The sequence below is a fragment of the Myroides guanonis genome, assembly GCF_900114085.1.
In the GTDB taxonomy this organism is placed as follows: domain Bacteria; phylum Bacteroidota; class Bacteroidia; order Flavobacteriales; family Flavobacteriaceae; genus Flavobacterium; species Flavobacterium guanonis.
In genome coordinates this window covers 194,816-212,720 of the sequence record NZ_FORU01000004.1, presented here as the reverse complement: position 1 = coordinate 212,720, position 17,905 = coordinate 194,816, and the positions used below count along the sequence as shown (strand labels likewise).

The 17,905-nt window shown below is 30.6% G+C and carries 15 protein-coding genes; 1 reads left to right on the top strand and 14 read right to left on the bottom strand.

What is annotated here, in order from left to right; genetic code table 11:
- Positions 1 to 258: 258 nt before the first annotated feature.
- From BM024_RS05540 to BM024_RS05480, 14 genes are all read right to left on the bottom strand, one after another.
- A complete protein-coding gene (locus tag BM024_RS05540) occupies positions 259 to 1,317 on the bottom strand; it encodes an HNH endonuclease (protein WP_090678467.1) in 1,059 nt (352 codons plus the stop codon).
- On the bottom strand, positions 1,304 to 3,799 hold the full coding sequence (locus tag BM024_RS05535) for an AAA family ATPase (RefSeq protein ID WP_143077724.1): 2,496 nt from the start codon (positions 3,797 to 3,799) through the stop codon (positions 1,304 to 1,306). The genes BM024_RS05540 and BM024_RS05535 overlap by 14 nt, the downstream gene beginning before the upstream one ends.
- A gap of 114 nt (positions 3,800 to 3,913) precedes the next feature.
- Entirely contained in the window at positions 3,914 to 4,579 is a 666-nt protein-coding gene (locus BM024_RS05530) for a hypothetical protein (RefSeq protein WP_090678465.1), read from the bottom strand.
- Between the two features lie 157 nt (positions 4,580 to 4,736).
- Positions 4,737 to 6,416 (bottom strand): hypothetical protein, encoded by a 1,680-nt coding sequence (locus BM024_RS05525; RefSeq protein ID WP_090678464.1) that lies wholly within the window; start codon positions 6,414 to 6,416, stop codon positions 4,737 to 4,739.
- 25 nt (positions 6,417 to 6,441) lie between these two features.
- A complete protein-coding gene (locus BM024_RS05520; protein ID WP_090678463.1) occupies positions 6,442 to 7,779 on the bottom strand; it encodes an McrB family protein in 1,338 nt (445 codons plus the stop codon).
- Positions 7,780 to 7,781: 2 nt separating this feature from the next.
- A complete protein-coding gene (locus BM024_RS05515; RefSeq protein ID WP_090678462.1) occupies positions 7,782 to 8,465 on the bottom strand; it encodes a hypothetical protein in 684 nt (227 codons plus the stop codon).
- A gap of 11 nt (positions 8,466 to 8,476) precedes the next feature.
- The gene (locus BM024_RS05510) at positions 8,477 to 9,997 is read right to left on the bottom strand and encodes a DNA cytosine methyltransferase (protein ID WP_090678461.1); all 1,521 of its coding nucleotides are present in this window, start codon (positions 9,995 to 9,997) and stop codon (positions 8,477 to 8,479) included.
- The gene (locus BM024_RS05505; RefSeq protein ID WP_090678460.1) at positions 9,987 to 11,180 is read right to left on the bottom strand and encodes a DNA cytosine methyltransferase; all 1,194 of its coding nucleotides are present in this window, start codon (positions 11,178 to 11,180) and stop codon (positions 9,987 to 9,989) included. Before BM024_RS05505 ends, BM024_RS05510 begins: the two co-directional genes overlap by 11 nt.
- Positions 11,173 to 11,460: a helix-turn-helix domain-containing protein gene (locus BM024_RS05500; protein ID WP_090678459.1), complete on the bottom strand. Its 288-nt coding sequence runs from the start codon at positions 11,458 to 11,460 to the stop codon at positions 11,173 to 11,175. Before BM024_RS05500 ends, BM024_RS05505 begins: the two co-directional genes overlap by 8 nt.
- A 720-nt stretch (positions 11,461 to 12,180) precedes the next feature.
- Entirely contained in the window at positions 12,181 to 12,810 is a 630-nt protein-coding gene (locus BM024_RS05495; protein ID WP_090678458.1) for a DUF6266 family protein, read from the bottom strand.
- A gap of 524 nt (positions 12,811 to 13,334) precedes the next feature.
- A complete protein-coding gene (locus BM024_RS05490) occupies positions 13,335 to 14,054 on the bottom strand; it encodes an Rpn family recombination-promoting nuclease/putative transposase (protein WP_090678457.1) in 720 nt (239 codons plus the stop codon).
- Positions 14,055 to 14,454: 400 nt separating this feature from the next.
- Positions 14,455 to 15,120 (bottom strand): hypothetical protein, encoded by a 666-nt coding sequence (locus BM024_RS05485; protein ID WP_090678456.1) that lies wholly within the window; start codon positions 15,118 to 15,120, stop codon positions 14,455 to 14,457.
- 532 nt (positions 15,121 to 15,652) lie between these two features.
- A complete protein-coding gene (locus tag BM024_RS13850) occupies positions 15,653 to 15,775 on the bottom strand; it encodes a hypothetical protein (RefSeq protein ID WP_262493021.1) in 123 nt (40 codons plus the stop codon).
- Positions 15,776 to 15,974: 199 nt separating this feature from the next.
- Positions 15,975 to 16,871, bottom strand: a complete 897-nt coding sequence (locus BM024_RS05480; RefSeq protein WP_090678455.1) for an Rpn family recombination-promoting nuclease/putative transposase — start codon at positions 16,869 to 16,871, stop codon at positions 15,975 to 15,977.
- A gap of 413 nt (positions 16,872 to 17,284) precedes the next feature.
- Here BM024_RS05480 and BM024_RS05475 point away from each other — a divergent pair, with 413 nt between their 5' ends.
- Complete coding sequence (locus BM024_RS05475) at positions 17,285 to 17,509, top strand: CDGSH iron-sulfur domain-containing protein (protein ID WP_090678494.1); 225 nt, start codon at positions 17,285 to 17,287, stop codon at positions 17,507 to 17,509.
- Positions 17,510 to 17,905 lie beyond the last annotated feature (396 nt).

Sequence of the window (17,905 nt, the reverse complement as noted above, 5' to 3'; positions counted from 1 at the left end):
CTCGATCGCAATTCGTTATTTTTTCTTATTATTGTAAAAGCGATAGGTATAGTTAAGAGTATAGATACAAACGTCTAGGTAGATAAGAGCTATTCAAGAAACTATTGAAGTGTTCTTGAATCATCTTAATTTTATTTTAAAAAAGTTGCTAGAAGCCTTTAAAAAGAATACACTTAAACCTAAATATAAGTTCAAATTTTGGTTTTAATTAATATGTTTTCTACGAAAACTAAGTATCACCCCTACTTTGTTAAATATTTATAAAATCCCGAAATCTTTAGAAATATCATTCTTCAATTTAAATAACTGTGAATCTGGTTCCCCATTTATAACATCTACACCAAAAATCATTTCTTTTAATTCTTCAACTGATATTCCAGTCTGCCTTGATATTTCTAAAATTTTCACGTCATTATATTTCTCTGCTTTTTCTTTTAAACTTAAAACTATATCCAAATGTTCATTATATCTTCCAATAATTTTGAATTCCTTCATATAGTCATTAATAGACTTAGAGTCTGATGAATGAATCAATTTATAATTAATTTTGAAACTATCCTCTTCTTTTAACAAGCAAAATTTTAGCCCACTTTCAAGTACATAACCATCAGAATTGGGAATAACGCAATTCTCTAACTCGTATTCTCCTTTAAATTTAGTATTACATGAGTAGCAAACAGGGATTAAGTTATATAAAGATATCTGAAATAAAGGGTACTTAGCTTTAGGGATAATATGGTCTAAAGTATAATGGTTATGAAATTGTGGTTTTAATTTCAATTGCTTAAAAGAACTTTCATATTTTGAGTATTTTTTTTCAAAATCTTTCTGAGCTAACGAAGACCTATTTAAAAGAATTTCTTTTGCTTTTCCATCTCCTATTCTTTTCAATCTCTTCAACTCTTTATGCGTTGAGTTTATTAAAAAATCACTAAAATTCATATAATAAGAAAGACATTCTTTAAAGGAGTTTACATAATCTATACCGCAATATGGACAAATTTTAAAACTAAAATTCTCAGAAATAAATTTTGAAATAATTGGTTGTAACTGTGAGTATTCTTTTCCAAAAAAAAAATCAAATAAAATAAATTTTTTATCAACTAAGTTGTAAGTTATTGGACGTAATCTCTTAATAAAATCTAAATGTAGCTCATCATTCATTGTATTTGGAGGACAAAGTAATATTTCTTTTAGAATACTAGCGTCAGCTATTTTCTTATTTATTAAACCAGCATTAATTACTTTAATATAATCTCGTTCAACTTCCTTAATAGTTTTAGTTTTATCTTTTAAGATATAGTTAAACTTTCTCATTTGAAATTAAGCTTTTTAAATTAGATAAATTGTTTTCAAGAATTTTTTTTATGATTGGATCTCCGATTGACATAAATATTTTCTCGTATTTTAGTAATTTTAAATTTATTTGAAAATAACGATCCTTTTCTTTCTTTAATAATTGCAATTGCGATTGATGGTAAAACACCATAAACTCATTAATTATTGAATCTACAAAAGCTCCTTTACTTCCCTTGTCAAGAAAGAACTCATCGGCTAATAAGTCATGAATGTTAGCTCCAAACGAATTTATTCCATCACCTTCTTCAAAAGGAATTCCTTTCTTTAATTTCAGTATATTTTCTGTTGGAATATCTGACAAAATAAAAGGCGAGTGTGTAGACAATAAAATACTGAATTTTAAATTTTTGTTGTAATATTCAAAACTTTCTTCATTTTCAAATATTTCAAGTACTTTTAAAATATTGTTCATAAAACTACGTTGGTATTCAGGATGTAAGTATAATTCTAGTTCATCAAAAATGATAGACACATTGGTGTATTTCCTATTTTTCGGAATTTTTTTTACTGAAAGTAAATTATACGTATGATAGACAACGTTCAGAATGGTATGTATACTTTGCTGTTCACCAGAACTTAATTGTTTAAATGAATATGGCACTAGTTCCCCTTTAGCAACTAATTTTTCTCTCTCTGATTCATCCTCTTCTGTTGTTTTTACCACATTCATATCGTGTTGGAAAAAAGCAATGGGTATATCTGTTATACTTTTACTCTCCGTGTAAAACTTCATCGGTATTTCAAGTTTAACCTCAGAACCTCTAGCCTTATCATTAGAGAATATAAGTTCATCAAACAATCCAATCTTAAAATAACTCAGTGCTTGCTTTAATTTAAAGGTTATATGACTTTTATCTTCTTCAATTTCTTTTAAATACTCTTTAAAATAACGATATCTATAAAAAGCATACAATTTAGGTCGTAACACATGGCTTATAGTATCTATAAGATAATTGAAAAAAGAAGAGTTTTTAAAATTTAATGTTATATCATACCATTCCCCACTACTGTCAAAATCGAATGCCTCTTCCGTCCAAAAAATAGCTTCTGAAACTAAATTATCTAAATTATCTCGGACATATTGAGTGAAAAAATCAGTATCCTCTTTAATTTCTTGATTTTGTCTTACTAATTCTTCTGTTAGTATGATTATTATTTCACTAAAAACATCCTCCTTACTTGTTATTTTTTCATCTAAATACTTTTGTTTTATCTGTGGATAAATCACTTCCAATGTAGTATCCATTTTTACATCCCATACCAATTGTTTTTCAATTTCTTCATTAAAAAGAAACTCATATTTTCCATACGCTTCGTAAACCTTTGTAATCTTTTGTAGCTTTTTAAAAGCATATAATAAACCCAAGTATTTTACACTCTTTATTTTTTCTTCCGCTTCACTATTATTAAAATCCCAGTTAGTGTACTCTTTTATCTCTGATTGTCCTAAAATTTCCAAAAGTCCATCAACTACAGAGGTATCTGTAAGATCAATGACTCTAAATAAATCATTTAATATTCGTTCCGTATTATCCGTTTGATGATATTTAATATCCACACTCTTTAGAAACTTAAAAAAAACATCTAAAACAAAAATATCTATCCCAGATTTGTCTAAATATTGATGTTTTTTAAAGTCAATGACAACTTTAAAATCATGTAAATACAAGTTATCTAAAAACACCTTCTGCTTTAAGATATAGACATAAAGAATCATCCTAGCTTGGGCTAAGAGGTGTTCACTATTTATATCAATATTTCCATATTCTCTAAATGGGTTGATAACAATAGGAGTTTGATAGCCGTCATTTTTATAGAAAATTTCTTCTACCCAGGGTATTGTTTCAGAATTCAGGCCGTAAAGAGAATAATTTAAAACACAATTATATACTGAGAAATCACTTTCTGTATCAAGTTTAAAATCAAATTTCTTGTCTTTATATTCAGCATTTAAATCAATCGTAGCAAGTTTCTTAACAACCGTATGCTCAATTGAGGAATTACTAGATTTTAAAATTATTTTTCTAATACTAATTTTATTTAATTCATCATCGTATTCTTGAAAGTAAACCTCACAATTAATAATTAACTCTCTACTACTTTTATCTAAGGTTATTATATTATTATAATCACTTAATATTAAAGTAAAATAATAATATAGCTCTAATAGACTACTCTTACCACTCCCGTTCTCTCCAACAATAGCGCTTATCGAGCGATTTGCTCCATAAAAATCATTAGGAACCTTATCATTATATGTAACACTAGTAATTTCTTTATCTTCTATCTCAGAATTAAGAAATCCATTAAGACTCTGTTCTTCAGAATTAAAAAAATCATATTCATTATAAAAACGATAAAGACAATTAATTTTCAGAGCTTTTAAAAGCTCAAAAGAAGTTTCTTTTAAAGGTCTTATGGCAAGTATTCGAAAACTCATGTTTAATTTTTTTTTTTTAATCATGACAGCTTTGGCTATCTATTTATTTAAGGTTAAGGATAGAAAATTGCTCCAATTTGGAACAACATTAATTATTAAAGTTCATAATAACTCTTACAATTCTATTTCTTGTTTGAAAGAAGATTTTATTTCAGACAAGTAATAATCACTCTCTACTTTAATAATTTCTAACATTTCCCCATCAACAACTTCTTGTAATAAAGAGAGAACACTATTATCTTCCAAACTCTTCAATTCCAATGAATAAAAATCTGTTATATCTGGAGAATCTATTCTCTTTTTTCCAGAAGTGTCAAACTTTAAATCAAAACTATATTTTACTCCATTATATTTACAAACACTCGAAAGCTTATGTTTTTCTATTGTTGAATTCTTAGTTAGAATTTCAAATCCTTTGTTTCCAACTTTACTAAGAGTTATTGTATCAACTTTCTTAACGTGGCTTATGAAAAAGCTAGTTTTACCATTATCCTCTACTCGTTCCAAAATAATAACATCTCCACCTTCAAGTCCATATTTACGGTAATAAGTACCCAATCCTACAATTCTAATCTCTCTATTCTTTGTAAGCTTTAAGGGATAAGATTCAGTAGAGTCTGTTTTAGACTTAAATTGATCCGAATATCCAATGAACATAAAATCTATGTCTATCTCTTTTCTAATATGTATATAAGTTTCCTTGGTATTTCCTAACCCAAGTTCAGTATTATTTAAAACCTTAATAAAACGTTCTATTTTCACAGTATTCTTTCTAAACATTATCTACTAAATTCTATTAAAAACTCTACAATAAGATATTTTATAATAGCACGGCAATATATTCAATATTCTAAACTATTATCATTATTTACTAAAAATAAAAATGACTTAGAATCAGCATTCTAAGTCATTGATTTACATTATAATTAAATACTTTTTAATTCAGTTCTTTTAGTTCAAAATTATTGTCAACTAAATCCTTTATACTTTTATCCTCCTTATAAACAGCAATTACTAGTTCATTTTGATTGGTTAAGAAGCATTTTCCATTTAATAATCTAAAATTATCATTTACAAACTGTTCTATCTTATCTTTACCGTGTTTGAAATTGTAAATCGTAAAACCACTTCTATCTGCATCATTAAAAAACTCAATGAAATTATCCCTGAATTTTTGCTTTGCTTGTCTTCTAAATTCTTGTGTATTATGATCTCTATGGCTTGTATAGGCCTTTAATACATATAAAAAATTTATTTTATATTGATGCACAAACAAGGTGTCCCGATCAAAAAGTCTATCATTAAAATGAAAAGATCTAATAACAGAACCCTTTTGTTCTATAGATGGATTATTATAGTTACCTATGTCATCAATATATCCATAGATAAAAAAGTTAGGAGACACATTATATCCCTCAGTTAACGAATCTCTGTAACGCACTTTTTCTATCGAGTTCGCATTGTTGCTATTTAGCAAGTCAATATTAAACTGAATCACATTTTTTGCATAGGTAAACTGCTTGTATTTAGATACTTTACCTGCCTCACTATTAGACTTATAGTACTTAGAGTCCCCAATATAGAAAATATCACTAGTATCGATCAAAGACTCATAGCTATATATATGATCTATAATCTTTCCATCATCGTTATTTTTTAATTGGTCTATTGAAATACCATCGACTTCAACATCATTTAAATCATCCGAAAACAACTTGTCTATCATATCTTCAAACACAATATTATAATTTGAAATAGATAAAAAATCTTCTCTTTTTTTCTTAACGTTACTTTGATCAAACTGAGAAAAATAGAGCTCACAAAGCTTATACATTTTTATAAGTACGTCACTAAAGTAGCGGTACTTTATATTCTTTAACTTCTTTAATCCGTTTTTACATAAGAGGTCAAAGTTCCTTCCTTTTATTATTTTATAAGTGGGATCAAATTTAATACTTAGGTTATACTCCGAGTTTAAATAACTAACAATTGAAAAAAAATACGTTATAAGTTCTTCTTCGTTATCAACTAACTTTTTCTTAGCAATAGGTTCTTGATAAACAGGAGTGCCCACACCTATAACGATAGGTAAAGACTTTCTTATAGTTCTCTCCCATTTTACTTTGTTCAAATGTCTAGAAGTAAGTTCAATGTGTTTATATAAAATCTGTTGCTTGTTCTTTTTATAAAAATTGATAATACTAAGTAGTATATCTAAAAAGGAATATTCTTTTTCTTGTAGGTTTGTATTTAAATCAAACGCAGCAGAATCATTTATTAACTTCGAATCTATACATCTTTTACGATATTCCAATAAACTATTATAAAAGTAAATAGACAATTGACGTACCCAATTAAACTCTATTTTATGTTTAATCGACGTGCCGAATGCTAATGCTACCAACTCATCTTTAGTTACATCCAACACCGTTTTTTCGCCATCACGCATAAATACTTTAGGCAACATGAAAACTAATTTATTGTTCTCAAAACAATGATAGTATCCCACAGAAGTAACCGTAGCCTCTAAACCATTTACTTTGTAAAATTTAGGATCTGTAAATAAACTCTCCAATAATTCAAGTTTATATCGCTCCCCTTCTATTAGAATATACATTACTTAATCCTTAGCTTTATAGTTCTTATTCAACTTCCTCACCAACTGAAGTACTCTGTTCTGCTTCTAATTCAATTCTTTCAAACAGCTCCTTTACTTTGCTAAGTCCATTATAACCTATCGGAAAGAAATCCTCATAGGAGCCGTCCTGTTCAAAAACAATATTATCTTCTTCTTTAAAAACATCATTCCATAAGTAAAAAATCACTTTATTAACAAACTGTTTTAATGTAATAAAATAGCCATCTTCTGGTTTAATAAAATAATTCCCAATACACTTATCCATCCCCAAAGAAGGATTGTTTTTGATATGATTATTATTTATAATCTCAATAAACTTAATCCAACTATACTCCTTATCTTCAACCTTAACTAAGTACTTAAATGAAGCATTTTCTTGTCCTTCTTCTGTATATTCATTATAACAAATAGGAATATACTCCCAATCCCATCTTCTTTTAAATGCAGAATCCATCGGATATAGAGATTGATCTGAAGTGTTCATAGTGGCATAAATATCTAAATTAAGTGGAAGTCTTAATCCATTTTTTATTCCTGGATGATTTTCATCACCACCAAATTCTTCTAATAAATATCTATATAACTCCGTAGAAGGAGAAACATTATAATTAGATGTGCGATCTAATAATTGAAATATATCTCCGAAAATCTCGGCACAGTTTCCACGGTTTATTTCTTCAATAACTAAATAGTACTTATTATCTAAATCCTGCCAAGCTCGTTTGTAAATAGTAGCAAATGCTTGTGGAACAAATTTATATCTAATTTGATCTTCTTTAATTTCTTCACCGTCTTTCTCATAAACGATTTTTTCTGTAATAGGCTTATACCCTCCAACAAAAGAAGCATGGTCATAATCTGGGTGAAAAGAAACACGTTCATAATACTTTTTATCTTGATCTTTAATAATCTGGTCAACAGTATAAGATTTCCCAGTACCCGGCGCACCAAAATAGATAATGTTTTTAGGTTTCATATCTGAAGTGATAGGTGCTATTGTAGCGCCTACAGAACCTGATAAAACATAAGTAGATAACAACTCTGATAGTAACTTTTTATAATCCGATTCTGATAATACTTTAATATTTTCTCCCGAACTAAAGTCTATATGTTTATCATTTGTTAATTCAAGCTCTTTTATCAATTTTATTCTAGTGGATGAAACATCGTGTACTTTTAAAAGATAAAACACACTTGGTGAACTATATCCAATAATAACATCACCCTCAGAAAAAGTTTTATTAGGTACAATATTATCTATTCCCCATGTAAACACTTCTCCTATTGGAGCCTCTGAAAAAAGAGTGTCTCCTCCATATATTTTATATAAAAAATAATTCATGATTAAATTTCTATTTTATTAAATTCCCAAGATTTTTCAATGCTCAAATAAAACTTTCCTCCCTTTTCAACAATTTCAATAAAAGAATCCCTTTCTAGTTTATCTTGAAAATCATCAGGAAGATTTTCTATTTTGTAATAACTTGTCTCTGTTGGCGAATTGGCTTTCTTTTTCTCTTTACTCACCAAAGATATTTTACTGTTAATACTTTTTCCTTCAAATAGTATATCAATATCCTCTTCTAATATTCCTCTATTACTAACTTGATGCAAATTTAATATTTCGAAAGCATTTTTACCTTTATTATACTTCATCGAAATCTTTTCGTACACTCGCATTGAGACCTCATAATGAAAATCACTACCATCTGTAATCTTTTCGATAATTACAAAATCGCCTGCAGTAGCCTTATATCGATTAAGTAGTTCAGCTATACTAACTATTCTATATTCATCATTAGATGGATAGTGTTGATATCTCAACCATTTATTAGAAGGAAAAAGCTCCTTTTTTCCTGTTTTTTTTATTTGAACAACTTCCTTTTTTGAATCTAGATTACTTAAAAAATCACTAGGTAGTACAGTCTGAATTTCAGTAGACACCCTAATATAGGCATCATTTGTACTTTGAACATTAAGTTCTGTATTATTTAATTTTCTAATAAATTTCTCTATAATCTGACTCATATCTAAGGTATTTATAAATACTGTTTTATTTCTTTAGCTATATAAGAGGCCATTACAGGAGGCACAGCATTTCCAATTTGCATATAGGTTTTTAAGTAAGCACCTAAAAAAACATAATCATCTGGAAAAGATTGCACTCTAGCGGCCTCTCTCGGTGTTAGACTTCTAACTTGATACGGATGTATATGTGAATGGCAATCCATACGCATATGAGCAGTAATTGTTCTTGAAGGTCTATTTGCTACTAATTTAAAGTATTTATCTTTAAAAACATCGTTTCTATGGGAGTAAGGCATTAAATGTGTGATTTTCTCATTTGTTGCATCGTCCCCTTGATCAAGTAATCTGTAAATGTCATAATTTATATCATTCACAAATCTAGCTTTATGATTATATAGTATAGGTATTATCCTATCGCTATTTATTAATTTCATATAGCTACTATCATTACCTTTGAATGCATTAACCGCTACTTTCTTTCCCGATTCTTCACAATCTATCTCATTCGTGTTTTTTATTCTATTTGCGTCTAACTCCTGAATATAATCGAGAGCATCTTGCAATGTGTGTCTTTTTACTCCTTCAGAACTTGCTGAGATATTATCAAATAATAGCTCTGGAGTTATAGTATGCATTTCTTGAATATCTTCTCTAATGGCTATAAAAATTAGCCTTTGCCTTTTCTGAGCAACTCCAAAATCGTCTGACACCAATATTCTACATCCAACGGTATAACTTAATTCCCTATTGTCTAAGCTTACTCTAATATTATGATAATCTTCAATTACTTGATCTGCATATGGAAGCATTCCTCTTACATTTTCCATCACTACGAACTTAGGAGCTAACCTACCCACAGCCTGAAGAAAGTATCTATATAACTCATTCCTTGGATCATCAATAATTCTTTGCTGATTTGCAGAACTAAACCCTTGACATGGAGGCCCTCCAACAACTAGATCAACAGATTGATTCACATAATCATCCACATGTTCAACTATTTGTCTAATATCACCTTTAATAATTTTGCTTGAAGGAACCTCAGGATGATTATAAGTATAAGTATCAATACAAACATCTTCATAGTCATTTGCTAAAATGACCTTGTACCCTTCCTTCACAAAACCATAACTTAATCCTCCAGCTCCACAGAAAAAATCAACAATAGTTGGCTTACTAGAAGTTTCTTCTATTTGTTGATATTTAGCTCGTATTGTATTGTTTAACTTATCAAGATGGTTGCCAACTAGGCTTCTAAAAGAAATTGAGAAGTTAACGCTTTGAATAAATTCTATGTAAAGCTTACCTAATGTCTTTTTAAAAAATTCTATTTGATCAGGACCATTAATAACGCCTAGCTCAACCATTTTTTTTATAGTCTTATTACTAACCTCCTTATCTACAAGACTTGAATCTATATTATTAATCTCAGCAATACTCTGAGTGATTCGTATATGCAATTGTACCTTCTCTAAAAAAGATGCTTTTTCTTTTTTATCAATTACAACTGTATCTATATTTTTAAAAATCATATTTCTTTAAAATAGTTTTACAACTTTTGGCTATTGCTTGAGCAAGTAATACAGGAACCGCATTACCTATTTGTTTGTAAATCTCCGTACGTGATCCTTCAAACACAAAATCATCTGGAAATGATTGTAATCTTGCAGCCTCTCTTGGAGTTAATGTTCTTCCTTGTTGGTGATCTGGATGAATAAATTGATTTCCATCTTTATATAGATGAGCTATGATTGTGCGAGCAGGATTGTCGGCAAATTGAACACAATAACTATTATTAAATACCCTTTGTTTCTCGTGTCTCAAATCAGCTCTATAGTTAAGTAATTCAGTAAATGTCCATTTATTTTCACTCATAGCTTTATATCTTGCTACGTCTAAATCATTGTGCTTTCTTGCCACATGATGTCTGATAATCCCGGATTCCCTATCAAGTACTTTTACTAAAAAATCATTCTCAACTTCAGAAGTAAATTCAGTTAAATCTTTACCTCCTCCAGGGATTAAGCTAGGTAAATCGGAAATAGCCTCACCAACAGTTACATATTTTTTAATCTTTCCATCTTTAGTCTTGACTTCCCCATGAGTTTTTATAATATTGTCGTAAATCTCTTTAGCCTTAAAAGGTAAATCCTTCCTAACACCGATTATAATGATCCTTTTTCTAACTTGGGGCACCCCATATTCAACCGAATTAAGTACCATCTCTTTTGGATTCTCAATTAAATCATATCTTTCCCCTAAACTCTTTAAAATTGTATTTACAATGAGTTTTCCCTCAACTTTTGCACTTAAAAGGCCAGTAACATTTTCAAAAACAAAAATTTTAGGATTGTAATGGTGTAAAACTTTTATATAACTCTCAAATAAAAAATTTCGAGGATCATCCACCATAGCATTATCATCTTTAGCTCTTCCCAATGTAGAATATGCTTGACATGGAGGACCACCGATAATCAAATCCACATCCCTATTAACAACCGCTTGATCAATTATATCATTGATATTCTCACTTGTAATATCTACATTAAAAACCTCATTATCAACATTCTCATATCCATAATATCGCATTCTAGTTTTTAATGTTTCACAAGCCTCTTTGTTAATTTCAACATGTGCTAATGCCTTAAAATTTTCTTTATAAAAACCCTCACTCAATCCACCACAACCAGCGAATAAATCAATAAAATTATACATGATATGATTTTATAATTTTCTCTAATATTTCAACTATAAAAGCATCTTTTTCATTAACAAAAGATGCAGTAACTTTTTCTAAATAATATAGATATTTTAACTCATTTAATTCTAAAGACAACATCTCTGAAATTAGTTCAAGTTTATCTAAACTTAACTTCTTCTCATTCTTTTCAACTTTACATAAAAAAGACACATCTACTCCAATTTTTTTAGCTAAATCCTTTTGAGAAATATCTTTCTCTAATCTGTTTATTTTAATAGTTTCACCTATTGTCATACCGTATTTATAAAATTGACCAAAGAGGTCAAAAATACAAATTATATCAGTTTTGACAAATAACTATTGGTGAAAAAAGTTTTAAAATATCTCATATCAAAAACTTAAAATAACAAATAAAAGAGTGATTAATAAAAATGATCTTAAAGACCAAAAATCGAAATAGATTACTTCTATTTTAATCTTATCTTTTTAAGAAAACTATATATATATAAAATAATGATTTTGATCTAGAACGAAAATTTAAACAAAAAAGTGGTCTGTCTAAATGGCATTTTCACCTAGTAGTTCTTGATATAAAGATTTTATTAAACCGATTCGGTTTGATTTGAGTAGAATCTGTGATTTTCTCCATTATTATGAAAAAACATACTAGTATTTTTTTCCTTACAGAAATTTATTAGGTCTTTAAAAATGAAACTATAAGACAGTGATTAGGAAATGCGTGAGAAATAAACAGTGATGCGACACGAGCATAGCGAACTGACGAAGTAAAAGAAGTGAAAATTAATCCGAGGTTGATATCTGTAATAAACAAAAAAGAGTTCCCTCTCGAGAACTCTTTTACTTTAAAATTAAACATTGCTTTATAATTGAGTCTTTACAACTCCTCTAAGTGTTCTAGTAGTGTACTAAGGTTGCTAGATTAGTAACTGTATTTAGTATTTATTCAGTCACCCGTCTACTGTCCCCTTGTCCCCTTGTTTACTGTCATCTAAACTAAAGATCTCCTAAATACTCACTTGTGCTACAAAGCTTACCCTTTTCATCGATCAAGCAAATCCAAACCGAGTTATCGCCCACTGGCCATGCGTTTGGCATCGGTGTTGAAACGGCTCCATCGGCGCGCGTAGCGCTATCTTCTACCACATGGAAAAGGTTATGTGTCTTAGAATAGATAATAACAATTAGTCTATCCGTTGCTTTTGCTAACCCCACTCCTGCACTCGACGTCCATGCGATTTCAAGTGTGTCATTTTGGATATCGCTACTGTCGATATTCACTGATGGTAACACTCCTTTGGTGATTACCACCTTTGAATAATTGATTACCAACTGATCGTTGATTTCCTCTATCGCATCTGTTAGATGGTGAGACATCGCTAAATTCGTTCGGGATTTAGCCCCTTGATATTCTCCAAAATACTTGCTCGTCAATTGGTTCAAAGGAGCTATGAACTGAGATACCAACTTAAACTTCATGCGCTGAATCATTTGTAAGTCCGACGCTTTTCGATTCTTCTTTGTCGGTATGCTGCGAATGATATCCTTTCCTCTCCAATTTGCTCCCACTACCGTCCCTACTTTACCACTGAATCCTCCCAGGATTCCTTTTGAAATTACTGCCATAATGCTAGTTTTTAAAAATGAAACAATTTTAGAACGTATCGGTGTAGCTACTTTACCTGTTCTTTCTATCGCAAAACTAGAGGGAAATACAAAGCTCGTTTTGTATTGTGATTATTTTGATATCATTTGATATATAATGATTTAAAACATTTTATAAACCACTGTATATCAATGTCTAATTTTATTAAAAAAGTACTTTGTTCGGGGACTCTTCGGAGATTTCTAGTGTTTACTTGGGCTAGAAGCTCATTTTCCGAACAAGACTCGAAGGAGACTCGAAGGAGACTCGAAGGAAACTTTAATTAGGTGACAGAAACTGGGGGACTGGAGACTGTGAGTTGGGGACAGGAATTTGGGGACAGGAATTTGGGGACAGGGGACTGAAATTGTCTGAACTGTGATTTTTGTGATTTGAGGATTTCTTTGATTTATATTAGGAGACTGAAAGTACATCGAAAAATGAAGACATAAAAAAAGCCATTTGAAAGACTCAAATAGCTTGTATTACTAGTTACGAAATCATACTATAGTTTCTCGATTTCTTCAATAGATAGGCTAGTAACTTCTGAAATATTCGCAAGAGCCATTCCCTTAGCTTTTAATTTAATAGCCACGGCACGTTTCTCAAGTTCAATTCCTTCTTCACGTCCTTTCTCCATACCTTCTTCAATTCCCTTTTGGAATCCTATCCGCTCTTGAGTTAAACGAATGCTCTCAGCATCGCGCTTCCGCTTTAAACTTGCTTCATATGAAATCATATCTTCCTTATTTAAATTAGCAACTTTTCCTATATCACAGATAAGACCAAATACCCTGATATCCAAACAGGAAGGTATTTTATCGAACTTGCTTAAATTTTTTAATGTATACATCCACTGATCCATATAACTCGTAACTTCAGCTTCTTCTTTCTTAAAATTCGGTATAATCAGAAACTTAAATCCCAACTTATCGTAAAAGACTTCTTTGGTTTCCTTTTCTAATAAGGCTACATCATAATAGTATTTTTCTGAGTGAAATTCATCTAATTCAAATTCCAATACTCCAATGAAATATACCTCTGGAAGTTCATAAGTATTGCCTTTTACTCCTCGTCTCACTAGTCTATTAATCAACCGTGAGGTATAGAAGACAGTGCGGTCCTTAAAAAAGTCTTGACTGATTTGCTGCATCTCAATGATAAAATGTTCGCCATCCTCTCCTGTGCAATATAAATCAAATACTGCTTTGTCATTCCCTAACATAGGTTGGCCTACTTTAAACCTTTAAGAAATTATAAAAAGTAAAAATGACTAAAGTCTTGTCTTATTTTTTCAGAAGACTCTATGCTCAAAATTGTCAAGAAAAATGAATCTGGGCACTAAAACTAGGAGAGAGAAATCAGTATTTCTACATTTTGTTATTTTTGTACTTGGTTGTCTTAGATAATAACTTCTTCGCTTTATGATCGGCTCAGCTTCTTACTCCAGCCCGCCTGCTGGCTCCGTCGCTATTTTAGTCTACTAGAATAAAACTTAACACTCGGCCCTGCTTCTTAGCTTCTTCTGCGTATTTACAAATCAACAAATTCACGAATTAGCCCCTTTGCTTCTTTGCCCCTTTGCTTCTTTGCCCCTTTGCTAAATCCTCCTTAGTTGAAGTGTTTTAAGAAAAAGTTCCGTATTTGAGCTTTTCTTTTTCTATTCCCGCTTTTTCAGAAAACCATTCCAAAATGACAGATTTAAATTCAGATTTATTTATTGAATCTTCACTGTTTCTGATTTTAAAATAATTCTGTGCTGTATTTTTTTCAATTAATTCTCTAACACTTTTTTTATCTAATCTGTTCGTATATTTCGTTAAGTAAAAGCCTAAAATAGAAACTAATATTCCATAGATAGCTATTTTCCAAACAAAAAATAAACCTATAAAGGATATGATAAGAATATAGAACAAAACATTTATTGCTATTTGACTAGCTTGTAATACGTTCAATTTATAACCTAACTGTTTTTCTACTTTTCTTACATTTTTTATTCGGTTCCTTTTAGGGAAAACACTTTTCAATTCTGTATTTGGAGATATATTCGTTGATTTTGTTATGTTTTCAACCTCTACTGCTTTTCTAAATTGATAAAAAGCTCTTTGGCTTGTACATAGATTATCGTTTTCAAACTTAAACTTCGAAATAATTAAATCACAAAACTCATCAAAGTTCTTTAATCCTTCAGTTTCTTCATTTTTAAACTTTATTTTAAAAGCTTCTTCGAACATTGGTAAACAGTCTTCAATGTCTTCAATTTCAAATTGGTTTAGCTTAATTGATTTCATACTATGCTCAATTTTGAAAAAAAATCTGCTAACATCATTTCTTTAAAAAATAATACATTAAAACTTTTGCTAATCTAATTAAATAGATGTCACTAAAAAAAGTGTAGTTCGTTGGCAGGTGATTTCTTAAATTATAAGTTAAACTTAGAAAAATAAGTCATGCTAAACTAATCAAATCTAGAAAAATATAAATATTCCGAAAGAGGTTTGGAAACGGGGCCCTTCAAGCCATTATAGTTTATCGAGTTGAGAGATTTGAAGAAGATTATGTCACTTTTCAATTCGAGATTGTGACAAGGAGACAGGAGACTGGAATTGTCTGAACTGTGATTTTTGTGATTTGAGGATTTCTTTGATTTACATTAGGGGGCGGAGCGTTAAGAAAATGTCTAGTAGACATTTTTAGTGAACGAGCCAGGTGGCGTGATGGCTATAAAGGAGACAGGAGACTGAAAGTACATCGAAAAATGAAGACATAAAAAAAGCCATTTGAAAGACTCAAATAGCTTGTATTACTAGTTACGAAATCATACTATAGTTTCTCGATTTCTTCAATAGATAGGCTAGTAACTTCTGAAATATTATCAAGAGTCATTCCCATAGATTTTAATTTAATGACCATAGCACGTTTTTCGAGTTCCATTCCTTTCTCCATTCCTTTCTCAAGTGCATTTTGCTCCCGTTCACGTGCGATTCGCTCTTGGGTTAGACGAATGCTTTCTGCATCGCGTTTTCATTTTAAACTTGCTTCGTAGTTCATCTTGTCTTCTGTTTTTAGTTTCGCCACTTCACCTATTCAGTATTATAAAAAAAGCCATTTGAAAGGTTCAAACAGCTTCGTATAATAAATTGTATTACAGTTTCTCGATTTCTTCGATAGACAAACCTGTGCCCTTTGCAATATCCTTAATTGAAATTCCCATCCCTTTAAATTTAATTGCTAAAGCACGTTTTTCGAGTTCCATTCCTTTCTCCATTCCTTTCTCAAGTGCGTTTTGCTCCCGTTCACGTGCGATTCGCTCTTGGGTTAGACGAATGCTTTCCGCATCGCGTTTTCGTTTTAAACTTGCTTCGTAGTTCATCTTGTCTTCTGTTTTTAGTTTCGCCACTTCACCTATATCAAAGATAAGACCAAATATCCGTTTATCCAAGAAGCTTGGTATTTTATCGAGCTTACTCAGGTTTTTTAATAGATACAACCATTGATCCATATCTGTCTTGATGTCAGCACCTTCCTTGTTAAAATTTGGCAGAACCAATAGTTTATAGCCTAGCTTTTCATAGAAAACACTATTATTCTCCTTGTCGCATAACGCAACGTCATAGAGATATTTATCGGGTTCTGCATCTTCAAATTTAAATTCTAAAACACCTATGAAATACACTTCTGGCAGTTCATATGAATTGCCTTTATAACCTTTAGAAACCAATCTATTAATCAATCGTGATGTGTAAAAAACAGTTCGGTCTTTAAAAAAGTCTTGGGAGACTTGTTGCATCTCGATAATGATATGCTCTCCGTTTTCACAAATACAATAAAGATCGAAGACAACCCTGCGGTCTTCCTCTATATCTCCATCGTGCTCCACAGATCGATAATTCAAATCTTTGATAACCTTTTGACCTGCAAACAAACCATTTAAGAAGCTTATTAACACAGTCTTGTTTTCTTCACGCCCAAAATAGAATTTAAAACTCCAGTCGGTACTAAAGCCAACATATTTACCTAGATTGTTTTTAGATTTACTCATATTTAATATTTAAACTATTAAAAATAAGCATCTTATCAACATAATTTCAATTTAGCTTGTTAGAAATTATAGCAAAATGAATAGAAATAATTATGTCACTAAAGGGGTTGGAACAGTTATTCGAAAACCTAGATGGATTGTGGAGTTGGGAGGTTGAAGAAGGATTATGTCACTTTTCAATTCGAGATTGTGACAAGGAGACAGGAGACAAAAATGTGATTAGTAATCAGAAATCAGTAGTTCTACCACTTCTTTGCTTCTTTGCTTCTTTGCTCCTTTACCCCTTAGCGTATTTACAAATTCACGAATCAACAAATCCCCCCTTAAAAGGAACGTTTCTAAATAGGTTTACAATAGTAAAAAACGCCTACATTATCCTTAGTTTTGCTTTCAAACTCATTACAAATAAAGATATGTCAAAAACAAAACTTACCATTAATGACAATGGATCGGTAAAAATTGAAGGAGATTTCGAAATCGTAGATAAACATGGTAACGCTTATGGCTTACAAGAGAGAACAGTACTTTCAATCTGTCGATGTGGGTTATCCCAAAACAAACCTTTTTGTGACGGTGCACACAAAGGACATTTCGAGCACAATGCTGTAGCCTTCGATCTTCCTCCAAAAAAGGTATAACTAGTATAAAAACGCATTTTTAGAAATAGTATTTACAATTAGTTTTCTACAAACATTCTCTAGTGATGTAGACAAAAACGTCGTTAGAGAACAATACTTATTTCTTTATAATGGATAAAAAATGCCCTAAAAAACAAAGTGTTTTTTAGGGCATTTTGCTTTACTATCTACCTAAACAATATCTTAAATCCCTTTATTCACCATGACTTATAATGATTATATAATGAGCAACTAGGGAACTTTCTTAATGGAGACTGAAACTAGGAGATGGGAGACGGGAATGTGATTAGTAATCAGAAATCAGTAAGTCTATCACTTCTTTGCTTCTTTTTTCCTTCACGCATTTACGAATACCCAAATTCACACATTCACGCATCCACAAATCAGCTCCTTTGC